This window comes from Microcoleus sp. T3_A4, assembly GCF_036700465.1.
In the GTDB taxonomy this organism is placed as follows: domain Bacteria; phylum Cyanobacteriota; class Cyanobacteriia; order Cyanobacteriales; family Microcoleaceae; genus Microcoleus.
In genome coordinates this window covers 38,501-63,617 of sequence record NZ_JAUBOY010000041.1, presented here as the reverse complement: position 1 = coordinate 63,617, position 25,117 = coordinate 38,501, and the positions used below count along the sequence as shown (strand labels likewise).

At 43.9% G+C, this 25,117-nt stretch carries 18 protein-coding genes; 11 read left to right on the top strand and 7 right to left on the bottom strand.

Features of this window, described 5'->3' with window-relative positions; genetic code table 11:
* Positions 1-18 precede the first annotated feature (18 nt).
* From QUA07_RS21960 to QUA07_RS21940, 5 genes are all read right to left on the bottom strand, one after another.
* Positions 19-1,749, bottom strand: coding sequence for an NAD+ synthase (locus QUA07_RS21960; RefSeq protein ID WP_333329183.1), 1,731 nt, complete (start codon positions 1,747-1,749; stop codon positions 19-21).
* An 87-nt stretch (positions 1,750-1,836) separates the two neighbouring features.
* Positions 1,837-2,130: an isochorismate lyase gene (locus tag QUA07_RS21955; RefSeq protein ID WP_333083730.1), complete on the bottom strand. Its 294-nt coding sequence runs from the start codon at positions 2,128-2,130 to the stop codon at positions 1,837-1,839.
* A 70-nt stretch (positions 2,131-2,200) separates the two neighbouring features.
* The gene (locus QUA07_RS21950) at positions 2,201-2,950 is read right to left on the bottom strand and encodes an NrtR DNA-binding winged helix domain-containing protein (protein WP_333083729.1); all 750 of its coding nucleotides are present in this window, start codon (positions 2,948-2,950) and stop codon (positions 2,201-2,203) included.
* Positions 2,911-3,510 (bottom strand): nicotinate-nucleotide adenylyltransferase, encoded by a 600-nt coding sequence (locus QUA07_RS21945; protein ID WP_333329180.1) that lies wholly within the window; start codon positions 3,508-3,510, stop codon positions 2,911-2,913. The genes QUA07_RS21950 and QUA07_RS21945 overlap by 40 nt, the downstream gene beginning before the upstream one ends.
* A gap of 118 nt (positions 3,511-3,628) precedes the next feature.
* Positions 3,629-5,032, bottom strand: coding sequence for a nicotinate phosphoribosyltransferase (locus QUA07_RS21940; RefSeq protein ID WP_333329177.1), 1,404 nt, complete (start codon positions 5,030-5,032; stop codon positions 3,629-3,631).
* A gap of 501 nt (positions 5,033-5,533) precedes the next feature.
* Here QUA07_RS21940 and QUA07_RS21935 point away from each other — a divergent pair.
* Entirely contained in the window at positions 5,534-5,683 is a 150-nt protein-coding gene (locus QUA07_RS21935) for an isochorismate synthase (RefSeq protein ID WP_333083725.1), read from the top strand.
* 747 nt (positions 5,684-6,430) lie between these two features.
* Here QUA07_RS21935 and QUA07_RS21930 read toward each other — a convergent pair.
* Positions 6,431-6,628, bottom strand: a complete 198-nt coding sequence (locus tag QUA07_RS21930) for a hypothetical protein (protein ID WP_333329175.1) — start codon at positions 6,626-6,628, stop codon at positions 6,431-6,433.
* A gap of 432 nt (positions 6,629-7,060) precedes the next feature.
* Between QUA07_RS21930 and QUA07_RS21925 the strand changes: the two genes are divergently transcribed.
* From QUA07_RS21925 to QUA07_RS21880, 10 genes are all read left to right on the top strand, one after another.
* Positions 7,061-7,441 carry a CVNH domain-containing protein gene (locus QUA07_RS21925; protein ID WP_333329172.1) on the top strand — a complete coding sequence of 127 codons (381 nt, stop codon included), beginning with the start codon at positions 7,061-7,063 and terminating at the stop codon, positions 7,439-7,441.
* 145 nt (positions 7,442-7,586) lie between these two features.
* Positions 7,587-7,979, top strand: a complete 393-nt coding sequence (locus tag QUA07_RS21920) for a hypothetical protein (RefSeq protein ID WP_333329169.1) — start codon at positions 7,587-7,589, stop codon at positions 7,977-7,979.
* A gap of 180 nt (positions 7,980-8,159) precedes the next feature.
* Complete coding sequence (locus tag QUA07_RS21915) at positions 8,160-14,642, top strand: AAA family ATPase (RefSeq protein WP_333329166.1); 6,483 nt, start codon at positions 8,160-8,162, stop codon at positions 14,640-14,642.
* Positions 14,639-15,670, top strand: a complete 1,032-nt coding sequence (locus QUA07_RS21910) for a response regulator (RefSeq protein ID WP_333329163.1) — start codon at positions 14,639-14,641, stop codon at positions 15,668-15,670. Before QUA07_RS21915 ends, QUA07_RS21910 begins: the two co-directional genes overlap by 4 nt.
* 186 nt (positions 15,671-15,856) lie before the next feature.
* Entirely contained in the window at positions 15,857-16,486 is a 630-nt protein-coding gene (locus tag QUA07_RS21905) for a response regulator transcription factor (RefSeq protein ID WP_333329211.1), read from the top strand.
* Positions 16,487-16,730: 244 nt separating this feature from the next.
* Positions 16,731-18,893: a flotillin family protein gene (locus QUA07_RS21900; protein ID WP_333329160.1), complete on the top strand. Its 2,163-nt coding sequence runs from the start codon at positions 16,731-16,733 to the stop codon at positions 18,891-18,893.
* A 472-nt stretch (positions 18,894-19,365) separates the two neighbouring features.
* Positions 19,366-19,959 carry a ferric reductase-like transmembrane domain-containing protein gene (locus QUA07_RS21895; protein WP_333329157.1) on the top strand — a complete coding sequence of 198 codons (594 nt, stop codon included), beginning with the start codon at positions 19,366-19,368 and terminating at the stop codon, positions 19,957-19,959.
* Positions 19,960-20,045: 86 nt separating this feature from the next.
* Complete coding sequence (locus QUA07_RS21890; RefSeq protein WP_333329154.1) at positions 20,046-21,413, top strand: WD40 repeat domain-containing protein; 1,368 nt, start codon at positions 20,046-20,048, stop codon at positions 21,411-21,413.
* 194 nt (positions 21,414-21,607) lie between these two features.
* Positions 21,608-21,892, top strand: coding sequence for a DUF2470 domain-containing protein (locus QUA07_RS21885; protein ID WP_333329151.1), 285 nt, complete (start codon positions 21,608-21,610; stop codon positions 21,890-21,892).
* Between the two features lie 189 nt (positions 21,893-22,081).
* A complete protein-coding gene (locus QUA07_RS21880) occupies positions 22,082-23,719 on the top strand; it encodes an AAA family ATPase (protein ID WP_333329148.1) in 1,638 nt (545 codons plus the stop codon).
* 140 nt (positions 23,720-23,859) lie between these two features.
* Here QUA07_RS21880 and QUA07_RS21875 read toward each other — a convergent pair whose 3' ends face one another.
* A complete protein-coding gene (locus QUA07_RS21875) occupies positions 23,860-24,936 on the bottom strand; it encodes a DUF3616 domain-containing protein (RefSeq protein ID WP_333329145.1) in 1,077 nt (358 codons plus the stop codon).
* Between the last annotated feature and the right edge of the window lie 181 nt (positions 24,937-25,117).

The following is a 25,117-nucleotide window of genomic DNA, read 5'->3' as shown; positions in this document are numbered from 1 at the left end:
TTGCGTTTAATGATGCGTTTAATAGAAGGAAGATTTGGCGATCGGCATCCGCCAACCGGTACCAAAAGCTCGATCGCTAATTTTCAAACCAGGGGCTGCTTGCCGCCGTTTAAACTCCGCTTGCCTCACTAATTTTACTACACGTTTAACCACCGCTTCATCGTGTCCTGCAGCCACAATTTGTTGAACCGATTCGTGATGTTCGATCAACCGCTGCAAGATGTCATCCAAAACATCGTAATCCGGCAAAGAATCTTGGTCAACTTGTCCCGGTTTCAGTTCAGCACTCGGCGGCTTAGTAATAATATTAACCGGAATAATTTCCTTTCCCAAGTCAGCCTGATTTTTAATCTTCTCACTCCCAGAATTCAGCCATCGACAAAGCGAATAAACGCGAGTTTTCGGCACATCGGCAATCACCGCCAATCCCCCATTCATATCGCCGTAGAGAGTGCAGTAACCCACAGCCATTTCCGACTTATTCCCAGTCGAAAGCAGCAAATGTCCGAACTTATTAGAAATTGCCATCAACAGATTGCCTCGAATCCGCGATTGAATATTTTCCTCAGCAATCCCGAAAGTTGTATTGACAAACAAATTGGCGAGAGTGCGATCGTAAGTTTTCATCAAATCGCCGATCGGCAATAGTTCGATCGCGATGCCCAGATTTCGGGCTAATTCCAAAGCATCATTAACCGAATGATCTGAACTATAAGGAGAAGGCATCAGCACCCCTAGAACATTTTCGGGCCCGATCGCGCAACTGGCGATCGCCGCCACCAAAGCCGAATCTATCCCGCCACTCAAACCGAGTACAACCTTAGAAAAACCGCACTTGCGGACATAATCTCGTACTCCCAAAACCAAAGCAGCCCAAATTTCTGCATCTCCTTCTGCCGGATGAAAACTTAAATCTGTTGTGGATCGGGCATCTTGCCCCATCCCGCCGCTGCCAACTAAATCTTGTTTAGCGGCGTCATATTCCAGCACCGCAAAATCCGTTTCAAAAGAAGCTAATACCTGAATCAAATCACCCTTTCGATTCACAGCAAAACTGCTGCCGTCAAAAATAATATCGTCATTTCCCCCTACCTGATTAGCGTAAATAATCGGTATCCCGCAGCGGATGACGCTGTGCTGCAACATCGCCGATCGCACTCCCCGCTTCCCCGCAGAATAAGGCGATGCCGACAAATTCACCACTAAATCTACACCCAATTTTGCCAGATCGGAAACAGGATCGCCCGCGTAACTGCGTTTACCCCAAAACTCCTCATTGTTCCACAAATCTTCACAAATTGTCACGCCGATTTTGACTTCGCCAATAGAAAAGTAATTGCTGTTTTCTCCCGGTTCAAAATATCTATCTTCATCAAATACATCATAAGTAGGCAACAAGCGTTTATGAAAAACTGTTTTGACGGCGCCATTTTGCAACAAAACAGCACTATTAAACAATGATTTTCCGCCGAGTTTAACAGCAGTAGCATTAGGTAAGGCAGTGCCTACTATGACTGCCAACTCCGGCGGCAAAGCTTGCGCCAGTTGCTGCAACTGTGCACCTGCATCTGCAATGAAACTCGGATTAATTAACAAATCGCGCGGCGGATAACCGATCAGGGAAAGTTCGGGTGTTAGCAATAAGTTTGCGCCCTCAACCTCAGCTTGTTTCGCCGCCTCCAGAATTAGGTTGGAGTTGCCCAAGATATCACCAATAGTAGGGTTGAGTTGTGCGATCGCAATTTTCATCTCACCAAATCACTTAATAAATATTGCTAACAGTCCGCTCGCGCGGACTCACTTTCCTATAGTCCTAGATTTGAATGTAGCGAAAAATTACTCAGATTTGTAATGTTTCAACTCTTCCTCAATATAATAATTTACCAAATCCCGGTAAATATTTTCAACCACATCAGGATTCAAACCCGATTCTTGAGCCCACTCGCGCCGCTGCTGTAACATATCGTGAAAGCGATCGAACGATCGAACACTAGCTTCACTCGTTTTGAACCTTGCTGCCGCGATGACGTATTGAAATCTCTTGCTCAAAGCCTCGATCACTTCTCGATCGATAATATCAATTTCCTCGCGAACTTCGTGAATATTAGCGCATTCATCAGGGTCTTTCATCGTCTGCACTCCTTAATAGCTTCTATTCTAATGTTACTAAATTGATCCCACAATGTCATCTAAGGAACAGCTAAATAAACACCAGTGGCTTATTTTTGAAAGGAGCAAAAGCGGCCGCATCAAAGCGGTACAAACTAGCAGGGCGGCCCGCCCCGCGCGAAACCTTAACACCGGTATCGCACAAAAAACCCAATTTCAACAATCGAGCTCTAAAATTAGAATAATCAGAAAAATTTTCCCCCAAAATAGTTGTATAAAGTTGATACAAATCGCTCAAAGTAAAAAGTTCCGGCAAAACTTCAAAAGCTACCGGGCTGTATTCAAGTTTGTTACGCAGTCGCCGATATCCGTATTCGAGAATTTGATTGTGATCGAAGGCAAGCTGTGGAACTTGTTGCACGGGATACCAAGCAATGCCGCCGACGCGGTGGCCCACACCCGCCACTACACTCCCAGCAATTAACTCAGCTTCCTCAAAGCGTACCAAAGCAAAATAACTAACCGAAAGATAACGATCGCCCCTGGTAATTTCCCGAGGATCGCGCCCCGGTTCTCCAAAAGTATACAACTGCTCCAGATACAAATTTTTTACCCGAATTTTCTCAGACAAAATCCGGTAAGCCGCATTTTCAAGGGATTCTCCGTGTCGCACCAAAGTACCGGGAAGACTCCAAGAATCGATAAACGGTTCGTCTTGCCGCATTACCAACAGCACCAACAAGCGGTTCTGCACGGTATCGACGGAAAAAATAACATTATCTACTCCTACTTTAAAGTCAGCTAATGAGCAACCCTCGCTCTTTTTTGTGCCTCGTGCCATGCGTACAAATGCTCCCTATGGATGTAATCTTCGATGGTCGGAGTCAGAGCTTCCCTGTCTCCTTTTTCCCGATAGGAAGTAGAAGAAACATTGGGAGCACTCAAAGATGCGATCGCCACGTCTGCACCCATGCGCCTCAACTGCCACAAATCTAATTGCTCTGATGGATAACCGGGTCGCGGTACTATCAGCAGATTCACTTGTTTTAACAATTGTTCAAATTTGTACCAGCGAGACAGTTGCCCCACCAAGTCAGAACCGATTACCAGCGTCAAATCTGCATCCGGCCACAGCAATCTTGCTTGTTCCACAGTTTCCACAGTCCTCGGACTGCTGAGTTCTGGATGCAAGCAAAGATTGTGTCTGGGCGAATTAATTTCTTGAATGATTAACAGCAGCATTGCCGATCGGTGTTCTAGAGAAGTTTGGTGCGACTTAAAAGGATTGTCCGACGCCCAAACTGCTACCCAATCAAAATGTTGCGAAAGCCAACTCAGAATTGTTTTGTGTCCTGCTGTGGGTGGATCGGCACTGGTTCCAAAAAGAGCAATCTTCTGCATAGGGAATCGGTAATTGTTGACTGTTGACTGTTGACTGTTGACTGTTGATTGTTGATTGTTAATTGTTGATTTATGACTAATGACTAATGACTAATGACTACTGACTACTGACTACTGACTACTGACTCTTTTTCGTTTTTTGAGTAAGACTCTGCAAATCTGTAGAAATTTCCACTGACGGCGAAATCGGGTTGTCAAGTTGGCGAGTTTCGGGTCGAAGACTGGCGACAGAAGCAGCAGTGCGTTTGGCGATCTCCTCCAAACTTTCCTGTTTCTGGACTCGTTTGCCATCCTTGACAACCAACTCCATTAATGGTAAGTAAGAATCACAATTGTGAATAGTTTCTCCCGACAATCCCAAATAATCTCCGAGAATTTGCCCATTTTCAATATGTCTAAAAATTTGCTTTCTTCCTGGATATGTTACCTTGCCGCTGGCCTCTTTCATCACCGGAATTCCGTCAATTTCCACCAATTTATAAACACCGTTGACAGGGGAACCGCTGACTAACTTGGTTCCCAAACCGTAACCGTCAAGGCAAGCACCGCTACTTTTTAATTTAGCAATTTCTCGATCGTCCAAATCGCCGCTAGCAAAAATTGGAACGCCCGGAAGGATCGATCGAACTTCCCGAGACAGCACCGCCAAATCGCCCGAATCCAGCCGCACGCCTTCCAACTGCATTTCACCGCTGTTTACTCGATCGGCTAACATCCGCGCCGCCGCCACAGTATCATAAGTATCGATCAGCAGCGGCGCCCCCGGAAAATAGCGGTGAAAAGCTGCAAACGCCTGATTCTCGCTACCTTCGAGGGCAGCCACAGCCATTACCAAAGCATGGGCGATCGTACCGACAGGCTTGCGGCCCAACTTCAAAGCAGCCAAAACATTAGAAGTTCCGTCGAATCCCGCAGCCAGGGCAGCCCTAGCCGCCCAAACAGCAGCTTGAGGCCCAAAAGCCCTGCGCGTCCCGAATTCCAGCAACTTAGCCTCCGGGCCCGCCACATCCCGCAGCCGCGCTGCCCGCGTCGCAATCAAAGTTTGATAATTTATGGCATTCAATAAATAAGTTTCCACTAACTGAGCCTGCCACAGAGGAGCCTCAATTCGCAGCAGAGGCTCGTTAGCAAACACCGCCGTCCCCTCCGGCACCGCCCAAACATCGCCAGTAAAACGGGCTGTGGCGAGTAAAGTCCAAAATCGCTCCGGGGCGTCGGCAAAAATCCCAGTGGACTGCAAAGCCTCAATTTGCGCCGGCGAAAACCGAAATTTTTCCAAATAATCGATAACTTGAGCCAAACCCATCGCGATCGCGTAGCCAAAACCCTCTGGCAGCCTGCGCGCGAATAATTCAAAACTCGCGGCCCGCCCGTCGATCCCTTCCCCGACGTAACAAGCGGCCATCGTTAGCTGGTAGAGATCGGTCAAAAGGCTGTAATCTGCTGAAGAAACCGTTAGTTCCCGGTCTTCTAAGATTTCTTCAAAACCTGTGAGCTGCAGGCTTTCTGTCGCAGTTTCCATAAGAAAAACCCCGAACAAACTTCTTTTTTTTAATTATAGTGACAAATACCATATCTTTTTGTAAATATTTGATGAAGATTGCAGATATTTGTCGGCAAAATTCGCTTATTATGCCCTTTAATAGCGGATTTAGGTTAATTTTTCGATTAATATTATGGTAAAAGCAATATAAATACTGAATTTAACAAACTCAGGAATTAAGCACAAACACTCAAGCGTTCCGGGTTTTTTGCGAAAATATTTCGTTGCAGCCTTTGAATAGAGTTAGACAACCCGGTTTCTGAGCGTCGGGAGGGGCGATCGCGACTGCTTGACTTGAGTAAGGAAAAATCTACCAGCAAAAGGTCGATCGTCCAAAAATTCGTTATTTCTCAAACCTTCAGCTTGCTTCTATGTTGCAGACCAATAAGTAATTCAAATAAATATTGCTAAACTCATCCACAGCCCAAAAATCAGAGTAATATTAAAAGTATCAGAACTCAGACAAGAGAGGCAGATTCTATGAATCTTTCTAAATCTTTGACAAACGCAATGCGTTACGTTTCGGAAGCAGCGGTGCGGATTTTTAGCCCCAGCGATGACAACTATCCAAATAGTGGAGTTCAACCTTTTGAGGGTAAGCTTTCCAAAAGTTCTAAATCCAAAGAATGAACAGCCATTCCGGCAGTTTCTAGCGAGTTCGGCACAGGGATTCAGTTTAACAGTCAACAGTTAACAATTAACTGTTGACTGTTAGCTGTTGACTTGGCACTTTTGACTTAGGACTTTGACCAATAATTTCTTGATGGTACCCGCCACGTGATTTATCCGTGGAATCAATCCAAAATCTAAAATCTAAAATCCTCAAGCCCCCGAATTTATCCGTGGGGTCAATCCAAAATCTAAAATCTAAAATCTAAAATCGAATGACTGTTAATAGTAATTGTAGGTGTGGTTTCCCTTCCTTCTACCCCACCTACAATTACCAATCACCAATTACATTGAACTTCCCAAATGGACAAAAGGTATATTCAGTGTAGTAAGCTTTTAAAAGAAAGATTTTGGCGTTGCTGATTCAGGGTATGAAAGGCTAAATATGCAAGTCATAGAAACCAGTATTCACAAAACTTCGGGATTTTTAAGTGATTTTTTTCATACGCTGATTAAGCAACGCCTTTTTTGTAGATTTATATAATGATTTAGACCTGCTATGGATCCAGGATCTGGTTTACAAGATTATTAGTTCTAGTTGATTATGGTTGGTAAAAACCGCCCCTACAGGAATTAGGCTCGATTCACACGTATATGATATGAGGTAAATAAAAACCCAGTTTATTTAAGAAACTGGGTTTCCATTGATGTTTTCTGATTGGGTGTTTAAACTCAGCGGAAGCGCGATCGCTTATAGTTACAAGCCGCTCATTTCCCGAAATAGGACTGCAAGTAGTTAATCAGTTGCGTGGATATGCGGGGTTTCAGATAGTCCGGCACTGAGCCTTCGATTGTGATAGTACGCATACCACCTGCGATCGCTTCGAGTTCCAAGTCGCTCAATTCTCGATAGGTTGAGTTTTCCGGTGTAGATGTTGCTTTTTTTATGATGCTTTCACTTGGCATGGAAGTTACTCCTTGTGGATTTTTTATAGCTAGGCTATGGCTGGCCTATGCGTAAATTTAGTTTAGAAAATTCCCTGGCTAAAGTAGCTAGCTCAAAGTTGAGTTTTGAAGCTATAAAAAAAAATCTAGCTTGAACTAACCTTTAGTTGAGGAGATTACCTAAACTTTTGGCTAGGTATCCCAGAGCGCATACAACTATATACTGGTAACACTCTATTGCAATGACTAAAATATGCGTCCGATTCCTGAGTTTCTCCAAGCGATAACAGCCTATTTTTGAGGGCTAGACCTAGCCAAAAGTTTAGGATTTTTCCTCGCAGACGCTGAGTTGCAAGCTGACTATTTGGCTAAGTTCATACTCAACTAAAAGCTAGAAACTTTTTAGGGTTGTTATCTTACGCTTAAAATAGTAAACCAACCAGAAAAAAAACCATGAACTTAATTAAATTGTCTGGATTATCGGCTTCAATCGTACTATCGTTCTCCATCTTTCAGCAGCCAAGCCATGCTCAAAAAGCAAGTACCTTTGCTACCAGTTGCACGGACATTTCAATCAATGGCGCTCAATTATCTGCAACTTGTAACAAAAAAAATGGTACGACTCAGCGCACTTCCATTACTATTAAAGGCGTTCATAATCAAAATGGACAACTCGTGCAAGGTAATCTTAAGGAACAAAGTACGTTCAACCGAACTTGCACAGGCATCAGCATAAAGGGAGACGAACTGTCTGCCAATTGCCGCGGTGGAAATCAGCCATCTTCTGTCACATTACTAGGAATTGATAATAACGATGGCAACCTAACCTATTAGTTAGTGTAGTTGGGCGAGCGCTTACTTAGTCTGGTTGTAAAGCCGATCGAGGAACGCCCCAAAACTTCCTCTCCTCAGCAAGCTGTAGCGAGGGGGGGAAATCGCCACCCTGTACTCTCAATAAATCCTGAAATTAGGGGCAATTATGTTTGAATTTTTGAAACTCTATCCTAACAAGACTAGCTTTTTTGTCGGTACTGCTATAGGTTTATGTACTTTTGTCTTGAGTACATCTCTTTGTGCTTTTGCTTCTGGATGCCCTAAGGGAAATCCCTTTTTTCCTTTGGCTACATTTTTAGGAGCACTTTTCGTTGGCATATATTGCAGTTGGCTGGTCAAAGGAAAACTCAAACTCTTAGTCGGTTTTGTTGTTACCTTGTTAACTATATTTGCTGTAAGTTTGAGTGGTATTAGAGGGATTTTAGATACACTTTTAGGAGGGGAAAGCTTTCTGAGCCATTCACTACTTTATGGTGTTATTACCCTTGTATTTGTTTCTGCTATAAGTGTCTTGAATAAGTCGGAAGCTCAAAATTAATTAGCGGACTATTCTGAATACAGTGCGATCGGGCGGAGTCAAGCGCGCCGCTGACATTATCGAACAAGCTGTATTGACTCGGAAACCTGTTTTGGCTGAAAAATAGTCGCAGACTAAAATCTAAAATCTAAAATCGACTGATGGCTCACGCACCTCTGGTGTGGGGAGCAAATTTATGCTATGTTCGACTGCAAAGTTGACAGCGGTATGAATATGCTGACTCTTCCGGGCGTTGAAATCACAGAGCTCATCTACGAAAGCGCAAACTCCCTGGTTTACCGAGCATTCCGACAACCCGACAGTCTTCCCGTCGTCCTCAAAATCCTTAAAGAAAATTATCCCACACCCCAAGAACTCGCCCGCTATCGCACAGAGTATAAAATTACACAATCTCTGAAGCTGAGTGGCTGTATAAAAGCCTATGATTTGCAGCCATATCAAAACACGCTGGTGATGTTTGTCGAGGATTTTGGCGGTGAATCCTTGAAAATTTGGATGCAGCAGCAAAAATTTAGTATTGAACAATTCTTGCGAATTGCGATCGCCACCACAGAAAGTTTACAACAAATTCACAGCGCCCACATCATTCACAAAGACATTAACCCTTCAAATATTGTCTTCAATCCAGCTAGTGGCGAACTCAAAATTATCGACTTTGGCATTTCCACGCAGTTAACGCGGGAGAATTACACCCTAAAAAATCCCAACATTTTAGAGGGAACTCTTGCTTATATGTCGCCGGAACAAACTGGCAGAATGAATAGAAGTTTAGATTACCGCACAGATTTTTATTCCCTGGGTGCTACCTTTTACGAACTGCTGACAAACAAATTGCCTTTTGACACCAGTGATGTGCTGGAATTGGTACACAGTCATCTCGCTAAACAGCCGTTATCTCCATCTCAGGTGAATCCCGAAATTCCGCAAATTGTTTCCGATATTGTGATGAAGTTGATGGGGAAAAATGCTGAGGAGCGTTATCAAAGTGCGATCGGAATTAAAGCGGATTTAGAAGAATGTTTGGATCAACTGCACAGCAATAACAATATATCCGTTTTTCCCCTAGGAAGTCAAGATATTTCTGACCGCTTTCAAATTCCGCAAAAACTTTACGGCAGAGAGCGAGAAATTGATAGTTTACTAACAGCTTTTGAAACAGTCAGCAGTCACAGGCAAGATGCCTGTCCCACAAGCAATCACAGGCAAGATGCCTGTGCCACAAGCTCAATGATGCTGATTTCTGGATATTCTGGTATCGGCAAATCAGCTTTGGTGCAAGAATTATACAAACCGATTACTCAACAGCGCGGTTATTTTATCTCCGGCAAATTTGACCAATATCAGCGCAACATTCCCTACAGCGCCATTGTCAACGCTTTTCAGGATTTAGCCAAACAACTGTTAGCAGAAAGCGAAGCAAATCTCAAAGAATGGCGGGAAAAATTATTAGACGCATTGGGAATCAACGGTCAAGTCATGATTGATGTAATTCCTGAAATTGAATTAATTATCGGCAAGCAACCTGCGCCGCCAGAATTGGGCGCCGCAGAAGCGGAAAACCGCTTTAATTTTGTGTTTCAAAACTTCATTAAAGTTTTTACCAAACCCGAACATCCTCTGACAATATTTATCGATGATTTGCAGTGGGCTGACGGGGCATCTCTGAAACTGATGCAGCTACTGATGAGCGCTTCGTCAACGGGACTGTTTTTAATTGGGGCGTATCGGGATAACGAAGTTTCTGCGGGTCATCCGTTAATGCTAACGATTGAAGAGATTGTCAAAACAGGGGCAAATGTCGATCGCATTTTTCTGTCACCTTTGGATTTATCCTCTGTTACTCAACTCATTGCTGATGCCCTGAATTGCCCGGAATCAAGAGTCAAATCCCTTGCCGAGTTAGTCTTTTTCAAAACGGGTGGGAATCCTTTCTTTATGAATGAATTTCTCAAATCGCTTTATACAGAAGGCTTGTTACAATTTGATTCGCTCGCTTTCAGTTGGGAATGGGATTTAGACCAAATTCAAGCGAGGGGATTCACTGATAATGTTGTCGAGTTGATGGCTGGCAAAATTCAACGACTGCCTGATAATACGCAGGAAACGTTAAAGATAGCAGCCTGCATTGGCAATCAATTCGACCTGAAAACCCTCGCCTCACTTTGCGAAAAATCTGTGGGAAAAACGGCGGATGATTTGTACGCAGCCGTAGCCGAAAATTTAGTCGTGTTGCTGGGGAATATGGGAGATGTGGAATTAGAAATTGCAGGAAAATTACCCAGTAGCCAATCCGTAGAATACAAGTTTGTCCATGACAGAATTCAGCAAGCTGCTTATTCTTTAATCCCCGATACCCAAAAACCCGCTACCCATTATCAAATCGGAAAAATACTGCTACAACAAACTTCGCCAGAAGCCAGAGAAGATGCCATTTTTGGAATCATCAATCAATTAAATTATGGAACAGCTTTAATTACCTCACAAACAGAGCGAGATGAATTAGCCCAACTCAATCTGATTGCCTGTCGCAAAGCCAGAAGTGCTGCCGCCTATCAAGCGGGCCGTGAATACGCTAGCACAGGACTATCAATGCTGGGAGAAAATGCTTGGGTTAGACAATATGAAATGACTCTATCATTCCATAACTTAGCGGCTGAATTGGCTTTGCTCTGTGGTGACTTTGATACAATGCAACAGATCGTTGACACAGTGATTGCCCAGGTACGATCGTTACCAGAACAGGTCAATGTTTACCGAATTAGAGTTCAGTCAATTATTTTCCGAAATAACTTGAGTAAAGCTCTTGTCATTGCTCGACAATTCTTGCAACAGTTGGGTATTATTTTTCCTGACCAACCTGCACCGCATGATATTCAACAGGGAATTGCACAGGTAGGAGAACTGATGGGAGACAGAGAAATTGAAGATTTAGCTCGCCTCCCTCAGATGACGGATGGCGAAAAAATTGCCATTATGCAGATTGCTAGTAGTCTCATGTCAGTGACTTACTTATCTGGTTCTCCTTTATTTCCCTTATTAGTTTCCATGTCAGTTAAGCTATCCATTCAATACGGAAACACATCGGCTTCAGCCTTAGTTTATGTGCAGTATGGCGTACTTCTTTGTAATCTTTTAAAAGATGTGGAGACAGGGAAAAAATTTAGTTGTTTGGCACTCCAAGTCGCCTGTAAACTGAATGATAAAGTTTTAAAACCGCACGTTTTGCTGGCAACGCAATTACATTTTTTACATCGCCAATCCCACATCAAAGAAACATTAAAACTTATGCAAGAGAGCTATAGAAATGCCCTAGAAGTGGGAAATTATGAGGTTGCAGGATATAGTGTAAGTCAGTGGTGTGCCAATTCTTTTTGGTGCGGTCAGCCCCTTGTTACTTTGGAGCAGGAAACCCGCACATACTACAAGATTTTGATGCAATTGAATCAAGTGTCAACAGCTAATGGGTGTCGGCTTCTTTGGCAATTTATCTCAAGTTTATTGGGAGCTAGGGAGCAGTCTACTACGCTGTCTAGAGAACCTTTCGGAGAATCTGAATTCCTACCTCAATGGTTGTCTCCCCATAATATGTATCACGTGTCTGTATTCTATTTATTTAAGCTGATACTTTGCTATCTGTTTGGAGAGAGTGAATCAGCTCAAAGCCATGCCGTTGAGTGCAGACGCCATTTAATCGTTACTGCTGGACTGACTAATGAACCGCCGTTGTATTTTTATGATTCTTTGAGTATTCTAGTACAGTTGACCCCAGAATCTGAAGAGATATCAGAAGCATTAGAGCAGGTGGAACAAAATCAAACAGAACTGCAACAGCACTGGGCAAAATATGCCCCTATGAATCATCAGCATAAGGTAGATTTAGTAGCAGCCGAAAAATGTCGGGTTTTGGGACAGAAATTAGAAGCAATAGACTATTACGATCGCGCTATTCAAGGAGCCAAAGAAAATGAATACATCCAGGAAGCCGCCCTTGCTTATGAACTAGCAGCTAAGTTTTATTTATCGATAGGTAAAGAACTAACAGCTAAAGCTTATATGCAGGAAGCTCGTTACTGCTATCAACTCTGGGGTGCGGCGGCTAAAGTTAAAGATTTAGAAACGCGATATCCCCAGTTATTTGTGATAAATCAGCAGAAAAATCAAGAAATCTCAACCACTACATCAACTACGGGTAGCCGTTCTAGTTCTTCCTTGGATATCGCTACAGTCATGAAAGCTTCCGAGGCAATTGCTGGGGAAATTGTAGAGGATAAATTACTGTCCAAATTGATGAAGATTTTGATTGAAAATGTCGGCGCTCAAAAAGGGTACTTAATTTTAGAAAACCAGACAAAATTGCTGATTGAAGCTAAAGGCGCAATCTATGACGAACGCATAACTGTGTTGCAATCTGAACCAGTTGAAAATTGCCAGGAACTTTCAGAAACAATTATCAATTATGTCGCCCGAACCAAAGAAAATGTGGTGTTAAATGATGCCACTCGTGAAGGTAACTTTACGAATGATCCTTACATCAAATCACGTCAGCCTAAGTCTATTTTGTGTGCCGCTTTGATGAATCAAGGTCAACTCAGTGCTATTGTTTATCTCGAAAATAACCTCACTACACAAGCTTTTACGCCCGATCGCCTGGAAGTCTTACAATTGTTATCGGGACAAGCGGCGATCGCACTTACCAATGCTAAACTCTACGCGGAAGTCAAAGAACGCGAAAACCGACTGACTCAATTTATCGACGCTATGCCGATCGCGGTAACAGTGCATGACACCACCGGACAAATTACCTACGCAAATCAGACAGCACATCAACTAAGCGCCATTCCCACAATACCCGAAGCCAATACTGAGAAATTAGCAGAAACTTATCAACTTTATCTCGCGGGAACTAACGAGTTATATCCCACCGCACAAATGCCAATCGTGCGTTCTTTGGGGGGTGAAACTGTCAAAGTAGATGATATCGAGTTCCACCGACCTGATAAGATTGTTTCCTTGGAAGTTTCCAGCACACCAATTGTGGATGAAACAGGTAAAATTAATTATGCGATCGCCACATTTCAAGATATCACCGATCGCAAACAAGCCGAAAAAGTTTTAGCTGATTACAACCGCACTTTAGAACAGCAAGTGAGCGATCGCACTCTCGAACTCCAGCGAGAAATCATCGAGCGACAACGAGCCGAAGACGCGGCACAACAAGCCAACCGAGCAAAAAGCACATTCCTCGCAAATATGAGCCACGAATTGCGGACTCCCCTCAATGCAATTCTGGGTTTTTCCCAATTAATGAATCGTTCTTCTAACCTATTGCAGGAACAGCAAGAACACCTGAGTATTATCACCCGCAGCGGAGAACATTTGCTTGAACTGATTAACCAAGTATTAGATTTGTCCAAAATAGAAGCAGGACGCACGACTCTGAACGAGACCAATTTTGACCTCCACCGCCTACTGGACGACATCGAAAATATGTTCCAACTTCCGGCAGAAAAGAAGGGATTGCAGTTATTAGTAGAGCGGATGGTAGACGTTCCCCAATATGTGCGGACTGATGAAATAAAATTGCGCCAAATCTTGATTAACCTCATTTCTAACGCGATTAAATTCACATCGGAAGGCGGCATTTATGTGAAAATTAAAAATCAGGATTTGGCTCAGCAAATCTGCTTTGAGATAGAAGACACGGGAGCGGGAATTGATGTTAGTGAATTAGACAAGATATTTGAAGCTTTTGTGCAAACTAAAACAGGGGAAGAATCGCAACAAGGAACAGGATTAGGTTTAACGATCGCACGTTCTTTTGTGCAGTTAATGGGAGGTGAAATGACAGTCAGTTCTCGTGCGGGAGGCGGTACTATTTTCAAATTTGACATTAAAGTTAATTCAGTTGAAAGTGCCGATCGCCAACGGGAGCAGCCAACCAGACGAGTTATGGCGATCGCACCGAATCAACCCCGCTATCGAATTATCGTTGCAGACGACGCTTTTGACAACCGCCAACTGCTGGTTAAACTGCTTTCCGCGATCGGTTTTGAAGTCTACGAAGCCAAAAATGGGAGAGAAGCAATAGAAAAGTGGGAGCAATATTCACCACACTTAATCTTTATGGATATGCGGATGCCGGTGATGGATGGGTATGAAGCCACCAAACAAATTAAAGAGGGCAACCACAGGGGGATTGCCCCTACGGAAAACGAGGATTTTGTAGGGGTAGTGCCCCCGTGCCTACCCCAGACAGCAATTATTGCTATAACAGCAAGTAGTTTTGAGGAAGAGAAAGCCGTTGTCCTTTCTATCGGCTGCGATGATTTTATTCGCAAACCATTTAGAGAAGCAAACATATTTGATGCTCTACACAAACATATCGGGGTGCAATTCGTTTTTGAAGAACTAAATGCTGCCCCCAGTTTCACAGAAAATGAAGTAAATGTATTGACAAAAACCGCTTTTTCTGAATTACCTCCTCAGTTAGTAGCCAATCTCCAGCAAGCGATTAGCAATCTCGATTTAGAACAGATGCAAATAGTCATCAGTCAAATTCGCGAAATCAATCAGCCCTTAGCTAGGGCAAGCGCAGCTTGCATTAAAAATTTTCAGTACGAACAGTTGCTAAATTTAATACACACATTAAGGGATGAGACATGAACAAAAACCTCAGTTTTACCCGCGAAGAAAGTATTTTAGTTATTGATGATTGTCCTGAGAACTTAAAACTTTTAAGCGGGATACTATCGGCTGCTGGGTATAAAGTTCACCTGGCTCCCAGTGGGAAATTAGCTCTTAACTTTATCAATGCCAACTTACCAGACTTAATTTTACTGGATATTATGATGCCTCACATGGATGGCTATGAAGTCTGCCAGCAGCTCAAAGCTACTCCTGAAACTCAAAATATCCCAATAATTTTTATCAGCGCTTTGCAAGAAGTTTTCGATAAGGTAAAAGCATTTTCTGTGGGCGGAATAGACTACATTACAAAACCTTTTCAACAACACGAAATTTTAGTGCGCGTCGAAAATCAATTGCGTCTGAGAAGGATGTCTAAACAACTCCTAGACCAAAATATTTTAGAAGAGCGCAACCGCATGGCGCGGGAAATTCACGACACTTTAGCGCAAACTTTTGCAGGCATTATCATACATTTGGGATCTGCTGAACGGGTAATAGTAGCAAATCCAGAACAAGCACAAGTACACATGAAAACAGTCTGCGAACTGGCTCGCTCTGGACTTGCTGAAGCGCGGCGATCCGTAGAATCTTTGCGCCCGCAACTGTTAGAAGATGGCGATTTGTATAGCGCTCTCAACCAAATTGCTAAACAAATGTCATCAGATACTGATACGCGCACTACTTTTGAAGTGGTTGGCACGGCATATTCCCTACCATTAGAGGTAGAAAATAACCTGTTGCGGATCGGGCAGGAAGCATTAACAAATGCTTTCAAATATGCCAAAGCTACGGCGATAAAAATTGAGTTGGTTTACGAAATATCCAAGTTTTTTTTGCGGGTGCAAGACAACGGACAGGGATTTGATACGGAAAGTTTCGGTTTTAGGAATGGCTTTGGTTTATTGGGGATGAGAGAACGCGCCGATCGCATTAACGCGCAGCTAACAGTAAACAGCAGCCCTGGAAACGGAACAGAAGTTATAGTTTCAGTTAATCGCCAGTAAAGTAAGGTGCACATTTCGCACCATATAGCAATCCTAAATAAGTCGTAAATTTTTTACCGCACCCCAACCCTCCCCAAGGCATCGGGGAGGGAGTAAGAAATTCACAAATGATTTAGGATGGCTATACATAGTAAGTTGGTAGTGAGATGTTCAGTTTTTTTTGATAAAATTAACAGGGTAAACATGATTAACCAATCAAATATTATTCGCATTTTAATTGCCGACGATCATTATATTGTGCGGCAAGGTTTAGTGGCGCTGCTGGAGCAGGAATCAGATGTTAAAGTTGTGGCGCAAGCCAGCAACGGGCAGGAAGCTGTGACAATGTTCCGCGAACATCAGCCCGATGTAACGCTGATGGATTTGCGGATGCCGGTGAGGGATGGAGTCGCGGCCATTACTGCGATTTGTGGGGAGTTTTCCAGTGCCCGGATTGTGGTGCTGACGACTTATGATGGCGATGAAAACATCTATCGCGGATTGCAAGCTGGTGCTAAGGGCTATCTGCTTAAGGATGCGGAACCAGAGGAGCTTTTAGCAGCAATTCGGGCTGTTTTTGAGGGTAAAAAGTACATTCCGCTGGCAGTGGGTGTTAAGTTAGCCGATCGCTTGAGTGGGCCTGAATTGAGCGCTCGCGAATTAGAAGTCATCCGCCTCATAGTCGCGGGTAAAAGCAACAACGAGATTAGTGAAGTTTTGCACATCAGTGAAAGCACCGTCAAGTTTCACATCAACAATATTTTGAGCAAAATGGGAGTTAGCGATCGCACGCAGGCCGCGATTTCCGCATTAAAACGGGGGATTGTCAGCCTGTAGTTTAATGAGCAGTATTTTTTTTACTGCTAAATATAGCAATCCTACATCATTTGTGAATTTCTTACGGACTCCCCTTGATAAAGGGAGGGTTGGGGTGGGGTAAAAAGTTTACGACTCCTGCAAGGATTGCTATATGACTATTATGACGACACATAATGATACATAATATCTTAAGTTTTATGTAAAAACTTTTTAGTAAGGCTAAGCTGGAACTCCTAGGACAAATTAGCCCACCTAAAAAAAAATGCTTTATTCATTTTTGTCCAAGTCTCAAGTCAAAGCCCGCGTTTTAAAACAGTTTGCAGCCGCTATTTCGGCGTCTTTAGCTCTTAGTGCAATAACCAGTGTGAAACCCTCGTCGGTATTAGCGGCTAGCCATATCCCCCCCGCAAATCAAACCTCGACTCAGCTAGCAGCAAAACCTGATTCTAGCTTGCAGCTAGGGCAGTTACGCAGCACTGTTCCCGTGCAGACAATGCAGCTCGATCCGGGCGGATTTATCCCGATCGCGATCGGCGGTATGATAATTATTCTGGTGCTGCCATTATTTTTTGGCGGATTGGTAGTAATTGGCGATCGCGAAGTCGGAATTGTCAGTAAAAAGTTTAGCTTCGGCGGCAAGTCTTTACCGCCCGGAGATTTAATTGCCTTAAACGGAGAAGCTGGATATCAAGCTGATACTTTGCCCCCCGGTTGGCACTGGGGTTATTGGCCTTTGCAGTACAACGTTCGCAAAGAGTCTCTAACTGTAGTTCCCCAAGGTGAAATTGCTTTAATTATCGCCGCCGCCGGCGAGTCGATTCCGCCGCAGCGCATCCTCGGCAAAATCACAGAATGCGACAATTTTCAAGATGCTCGCAAATTTCTTAAAAGCGGTGGAGAAAAAGGTCGCCAACTCGGCATTTTGACGGGCGGCAGCTATCGAATAAATACGGCATTATTTACGGTAATTACAGCAGCTAATGCTCCCAAACACGGGATGACAGCGGAACAGTTGAAACTGTACAAAATTGCTCCCGATAAAGTGGGAGTTGTGACAACTTATGACGGCGTTCCGATCCAAGATGGCGAAATTGCAGGGCCAATTATTCCGAATCACGACAACTTCCAAAACGCGCAAAAATTTATCACCGCTGGCGGGCGACGCGGTTTGCAGGAACAGGTTTTGCTTTCCGGCTCGTGGAACTTAAATCCTTGGTTTGTCGGGGTTGACCAAGTGCCGATGACCGAAATCCCGATCGGCTATGTCGGCGCGGTTATTTCTTATGTCGGCAAAACCTCAGAAGATGTGAGTGGTGCTGCTTTCACTCACGGAAATTTAGTAAATGTCGGAAACAAAGGGGTGTGGGTGACTCCCCTTTATCCGGGGAAACATCCGCTGAATACTCGCATTTTGAAAGTAGAGTTAGTGCCGACTACTAATATAGTATTGAATTGGTCTGGTAAAACAGAAAGGCACAGTTACGACTCTCAACTTTCGTCTTTAACCGTGCGTTCTCAAGACGGTTTTGCCTTTGATTTAGAAGTAGCTCAGATTATTCATGTTGGCGCTTTGGATGCTCCGAAAGTTATCTCTCGCGTCGGTTCGATGCAGAATTTAGTTGACCATGTTTTGCAGCCTACAATTGGCAATTATTTCCGCAATTCTGCTCAAGCTTATTCTGTATTAGATTTTCTCTCGGCAAGAAGCGGCAGGCAAGCGGAAGCCGCCGAGTATATCAAAGCAGCTTTGCGTACCTACGACGTGCAGGCAATTGATACTTTAATCGGGGATATTTTGCCGCCTGCAGAGTTGATGCAAACTCAAACAGATCGCAAAATTGCTGAGGAACAGTGCAAGACTTATGAGGTGCAGCAATTAGCACAAACTCAGCGGCAACAATTGGTGCGGGAAACGGCGCTGGCTGAGATTCAACAAGAGATGGTGAAATCGGAACAAGGCGTGAAGATTTCTGAGTTAAAAGCGAATTCTCAGGTTAAACAAGCTCAAGGTGAAGCTGAGTCGATTCGGGTCAAGGGAAATGCTCAAGCTGAAGCTTATCGCGCGGGTGTTGTGGCTTTGGGAGGTTCCGGTTATACGGCTTTGCAGTTAATGCAAATTATAGGCGATCGCAACGTGCGAGTTGTGCCGGATGTTGCGGTAACAGGCAACGGTAGCGGTGGCGGTTTGGTTGATGGTTTGCTGGGAATGATGATGTGGAATCAAACGAGCAAAAATGGAGAAAATGGCGGGGAGTTGCCGATAGTTAACCTACAGAAATCGGAACCTGCGGCAAAGTTATCAGTAGCCCAGGTGAATTCTGTTAAGCCGTCGGCATCTCGCGCTAATTCCCCTGTTGCGAATGCTGAGGCTGATATTAATTCGCGCTTTGATGAATTGCCGTTTGACCCTGGCTCTTTTAGTTAGGCTGTGCAGTTTGTAGTGAGGACTTCAGTCCTCTCTTATCGAAAGGGGGTATAACCAGTTTGTAGTTGGGCGGGCTACCTAGCCAAAAGTTCAGGTAATCTCCTCAACCAAGGTCAGCTAATGCTGACCATTTTTTATAGTTAAAAACTAAACTTTTAACCAGCTATTTTGGCGAAGACTTTTTCTAAACTTCAAACTTAATTGACAGGTCGATTTTAAAATGCTACTCTCGGCATATTGCTATTTCCTCCTTAGTGTGCAGGTTTACTTTCACTTTAGCCTCAAGGCTTTGCTAGGTAATGCTTTGAGATTATTTACATCCGCTTGCGGGCAACTTGCTCAACTCGGGGCGATTGCCTTGAAATCCTAGCCAGCTATGGTGTAGGACACCAGAAAACTAATAATTTGGCACACTAAGTACGGAAGAGTCCGGCATATTTGGAGTCTACTTCCTTAGCAATTAGAGTAAGTTATGCAACTTTCAACGATGGATTTAGATACATTTTCTCAGGCGAGTATCCTGGGATTCGCGGCCTTAGCAGGCTATATTCTGACACTGCTTCCCACAAATTTGAGAATTGTTTTCCCTCTCACAAAAAAAACTGGCTTTCCCCAATGGCTGCTGAAATATCGCCGTTTCATTGGTCTGATCTCTTTCTTTTTAGCTGTAGCTCACGGATTCATATTTTTCAAACAAAGAAACTTTGATATCTTTGATATCAAAACTTATTTTGTTTACTTCCAGGGAGTAGCAACATTCATTATTTTTACTCTTTTGGCTATCACGTCTAACGATTGGAGCGTGAAAAGACTTAAGAAAAATTGGAAAAAATTGCAGAGTCTCACTTACCTTGCTATGTTTTTAGTAACCTGGCATATCTGGGATAAAATGGCCGGTCACTGGACATATTTAACGCCTGTTGGAATTGCAGCTATAACCGCCACAATAGTTTTATTTCTCGGTCGGGTATTGATTGAGCGCCAATCTAAACAACAAAAACATCAGCCAACAGAAGGCAAAGTAACAGTGCTAACAAGAGTATGGGATAGCATTTCTCAAAGGTAGAATGCAGCAGAAAAATCTTCTATCAATTTCTGGGCTTGAAATCTGGAAATTTATTTTACATAAAGTGAGTGGTGGAGGCCATATTTATGATATCAAAAGCAGTTAAATGGAAAGTTTCAGCAGCGTGGACACTAACAGCGGTTGTAACTGCGGCGGGCATCGGCTGGTCTAGGTCGCTTCCGGAATTGAAAACAACTGTATCGCAGTTTAAATCCGGGCTGTTCACTCAATATTCTCGCAGTTTTAAAGATAATTCGGGGTGGATTTATGCGATCGCACTCAGTCAAGACGGCAAAACTTTAGCCAGCGGGAGTTATGGCGGCATTATCAAAATCTGGAACTTGCAAACCGGCAAATTACTTTACACCATAAAAGCACATACCGATGCAATTGAATCCCTCGCCATTAGTCCTGACGGCAATCTTCTGGCTAGCGGGAGTTGGGATAACCGGATTAAATTGTGGAACCTCAAAACTGGCATACTCATCAATACGTTGAAAGGTCATGCGGATGATGTCAAGGCAATAAGTATCAGTCCTGATGGAAAGTTACTCGCTTCTGGAAGTACCGACAAAACTGTAAAAGTGTGGAATTTTTCCGATGGGAAACTACTCCGCACACTTCCAGATACAGACTGGATTAAATCTGTCGGTTTTAGTCCGGACAGTAAAATTTTAGCAACCGGCAGCGAGAATGGAACTATCAAGATTTGGTGGCTTGATGATGGCGGCAATTACACGCTGACGGGGCATTCCGGGTCGGTGGAATCAGTTGCTTTTAGTCCTGACGGCAAAACTTTAGCGAGTGGCAGTGCGGATAAAACTGTTAAGCTGTGGCAGTTTACAAATGGAAAAGTTCTGCATACATTAACAGGGCATTCCGGCCCGGTGCAGTCAGTTGCTTTTAGCGCGGATGGACAGGCTTTAGCTAGTGGCAGCTACGACAAAACTATCAAGCTGTGGAAGTTGAAAACAGGCGAACTGATGACAAATTTTGCAGCTCATTCTAAGCCTGTTTGGTCTGTCGCTTTTAGTTCTCAAAATCCTGTCTTAGCCAGCGGTAGCGCAGATGAAACTATTAAGCTTTGGCCTGTACCTGTCCCGCTTGCGACTCAGGTTAACTCTCCAGCGCCAGAGGTAGAGGCAACACCTTCTGAAATTATCTCGCCCCGTGAAATTGCACAGTTGAACCGGAAAGTTTACGACCAAATTGACAATAGTTGGCGCTCGACTCCCACCTTCAACACTTCATTAGTTTATCGGGTTGCGGTGGATGAAGAAGGGGCAATTATAGATTATCAGCCACTTAACCACGAAGCGGTTGATTTTCTCCCAGAAACTTCTCTTCCTTCCTCTCGTAAAGCTGCTCGTAAACCAAAGCTTTTTAGTCAATTTCAGGTAGTGTTCAAACCCTCTGGGGTGCTTGAAGTTAACCCGTGGCAAGGGTGGAATTAATCTTACTAATTATCTCGCTAATTAAGTTTAATTAGGACTTGATGAATTTATGAATAACTCGGTGTTATTGTCTTCGGGTTCTTGCTTATTCCTCCTTTACTCTCACTCATAACTCTTGATGCAATTGATCGCGGTTGAAAACTTTGTACCGATCGCAGTACAATCGATCGATATTGCATCCGAGGAATCTCCCCATGTCAGAACTGTTTTCCACTGAGATTAGCGATCGCATCTGCACTCACATGAACGAAGACCACGCGAGTGCTGTCGTGCTATACGCTCAAGCATTTGGCGACCAACCGCAGGCAACAGAAGCTCAAATGCTCGCTATTGATGCCAATGGCATGGATTTAACCGCTAAAGTCAACGACGAAACAGTGGCTGTTAGAGTAAATTTCGATCGCACTTTAAAAGACGCCGAAGATGCTCACCACACTCTCATTGATATGGTGAAACAAGCTCGAAAAGTTGCTAAGTAGTCAATTGCCTACTATTCTGTTATAATTTTAACGTTTGCAGTACGGACTTTAGTCTGGTTAAATAGTTGTTAAGGACTCAAGTCCTTAGTGAAAACCTTTAGTTAGGTTAAGTTTTTTTTAAAGACTAAAGTCCGTACTGCCAAAAAAATATTTAATAAAGTTTAATTTTACTCTAAAATATCCACTAAAATGACAGAAAATTACCCAAGCCCCAAAGAATTAGATGTCGTCAAGGGCAGTAAAAATAACCATTTCGAGGCACTGGTAAAGCGACTAGATTTGATGATTCGCGCCCGCTATTCGCTGCTGTACATTGTCGGCGCGGAGGAGGAACCAGTCGAAGCCGTAATTGCCCAAGTAGCGCTGCAAGTAACTCCCGCGCGCCGGGTGTTGTTCTGGGATCTTGTGCGGGGCTGGGAGGATAACGGTTCTGGGAAAGGCTCGGTAATGGCGGCACTCGATCGCGTTAGCAAAACTGCTGTTGAAGAATATACAATATTTGTACTGCGGGATTTGCACCCAATTTTGAAATATCCATACAGCGAAAAAAGCGCGGCAGTAGTGCGAGAATTGCGAAATTTAACGCGAGAATTGAAGCGCAGCAAAAAAACTATAGTTCTTACTTCTCACACGCTGGAATTGCCGGAGGAATTGAAAGAAGAAGTCACAGTAATTGATTTTCCTTTGCCCAACGTGCAAGAAATAGACAGTTTAATTTCCCACGTTGTGGAAAAGCCGCAACAGTTGCAAGTTAGCGGTTTAGCAAGGGAACAGTTGGTTAAAGCTTGTCAGGGTTTGAGTCGCGCTAGAATCGGGCGGGTTTTGGCTAAAGCTTTGGCCGCCAAACAGCAAATTAACGAGTCAGATATTGACGGAGTTTTGGAGGAAAAACAGCAAGCAATTCGCCAAACGGGCATTTTGGAGTTTTTTAACTCCAGAGAATCCCTAAAAAGTGTGGGGGGCTTGGAGAATTTGAAACAGTGGGTAAAGATGCGACAAGATGCTTTTACTGACGAAGCGCGTCGCTACGGTATACCGAATCCAAAAGGAGTTTTGTTAGTAGGAATTCAAGGCACAGGCAAATCTTTATCTGCGAAAACAATAGCCTCAGAATGGCGTTTGCCACTGTTGCGATTGGATACTGGGAGATTGTTTGGCGGCGTGGTCGGGGAAAGCGAAAGTCGCGTCAGGCAAATGATACAATTAGCAGAGGCGATCGCACCTTGCGTTTTGTGGATCGATGAAATAGATAAAGCCTTCGGCAACATTATCAGCGGCAGCGACGGCGATTCGGGAACTTCGCGCCGGGTATTCGGCAGTTTGATTACTTGGATGCAGGAAAAAACCAGTCCGGTGTTTATTGTCGCCACTGCAAATAACGTCAGGATTTTGCCGGCAGAGTTGCTCAGAAAAGGCAGGTTTGATGAAATTTTCTTTTTAAATTTGCCCTCAGAATCGGAACGGCAAGATATTTTTAAAGTGCATTTGCAGCGTTTGCGGCCAACTAGATTGCGCGAGTTTGATTTGGGGGTTTTGGCGAAACGCGCTGAGAATTTTAGCGGTGCAGAAATTGAGCAAGTGGTAATAGATGGGTTGTATCGGGCCTTTGGCACGTTTGTCAACGGGCAGCGCCGGGATTTGATGACCGAGGATATTTTGAGGTCGATCGAGGATACAGTACCTTTAGCTGCGATCGCGCGATCGCAAATTGAAGATTTGAAGCGCTGGGCGGCGGAAGCGGGCGCGAGAACTGCATCTAACGATACTCACTTAATTGATGAATTGAAACGCTACAGCCAGCGGCGAAGGGATGCGATCGACAATTAACTTAATTTCTAGGGTGCGTCAGTTAATGTCTAATTAATTCTCGAAACAATTACACCTGACGCATCTTCCTAATCGCATGGTGCGTCACTTCATGGCTGATTAATTATCCCAAATATCTCCCGTTATGACGCACCATACTACTACGAACCTAATTTAAAAACATCAGCAAGAATAGCACTTTCCTCAACCATTCTCCCCGCATCCGGCGAATCGTAAACCACTAACAGCGAATTCTGCTCCCCCAAATACGGAAACAGGCTCAACCCTTCAGCATTGTCCGTACCCACTTTAAAAGGCAAGTCAAACAATACCTCCAAATCTCCCCCATCTTGCCCAGTAATACTGTCGCCCGATCGCCCTAAAATCCCCTTTAACCGAAAAACCCTCGTCGCCCCAGATAGAGTCATCGTCGGCCCGGCTAAAACAATCAAATCTTCCCCGTTCCAGCACAATTCTCGCACGCCCAAACCGTTCAAATCAACAAAATGTTTGTTGTACAATTTCCCTCCTTCCCCAATTTCCTTAAGCCTTAAAACTCCCGCTTGGGCCTCTTCAACTTCTATCTCTAAAATTATCGCCCAACCCCGCAGCACCGGCCCCCGCAAACCGAGCAAAATGCGATTTCCGCGCACCGCCAACCCTTCAATATCAAAGCCATTTTCTTTACTCGGAATCGGCACAGATAAATACAAGCCGATGTGGCTGTCATCTTTGAGCGCATCTGTCAGCAAATTGCCTGTTTCTGTCCGCTGAAGACATCCCGCTTTCAGTTGGGTTTCGGGATTGTTTGAAGGGGAAATTGACTCGCACAAAATCCCGTCTTTCATAGGAATGCGCGCCAGCAAATAGCGGTTGACCTCAGTCTCGATTTGTGCTAATCTTTCAATGTCTTTGTCTGCGTCTTTGCCTTTAGTTTTTTTGCGTTTTGTGCTGTGAGAACCCATCAGCCACAGATAATCGCCGCTGAAATCCATTCCTTCGATATCGATTTCGGATTTTCCAGGTAGATCGATAAAATCCGCGATCGCAAATTTTTGATGTTCTCCAAAAATATGAGGCGCTACAGGTGACAAACGCTCGATCGAAGTCGTTTCATCGGAACCCACCCACAAATTGCCATCGGGAGTTAAAGCAACAGCGGATAAGTCTGTAATAATATCAGCCGCTTCGCTGTTTAATTGCAGCATCAGCCGGCCGAGCAAAAAGGATTCTGGCATAATTATTAGAATCAAAAGTATTGTTATGGTCAGTCATTATAGCTAAAGCTGCTTGAAACTGATATCTTGCTACAGGTGTAATAGTCCGCCGGGAATTAATTTTCCGTCTCAAAGCTTGCATTCAGTTAAAACTGAGATGTTGCACCATTCTCAATAAAGCTTTTATGGGCGGGCTAGAAGC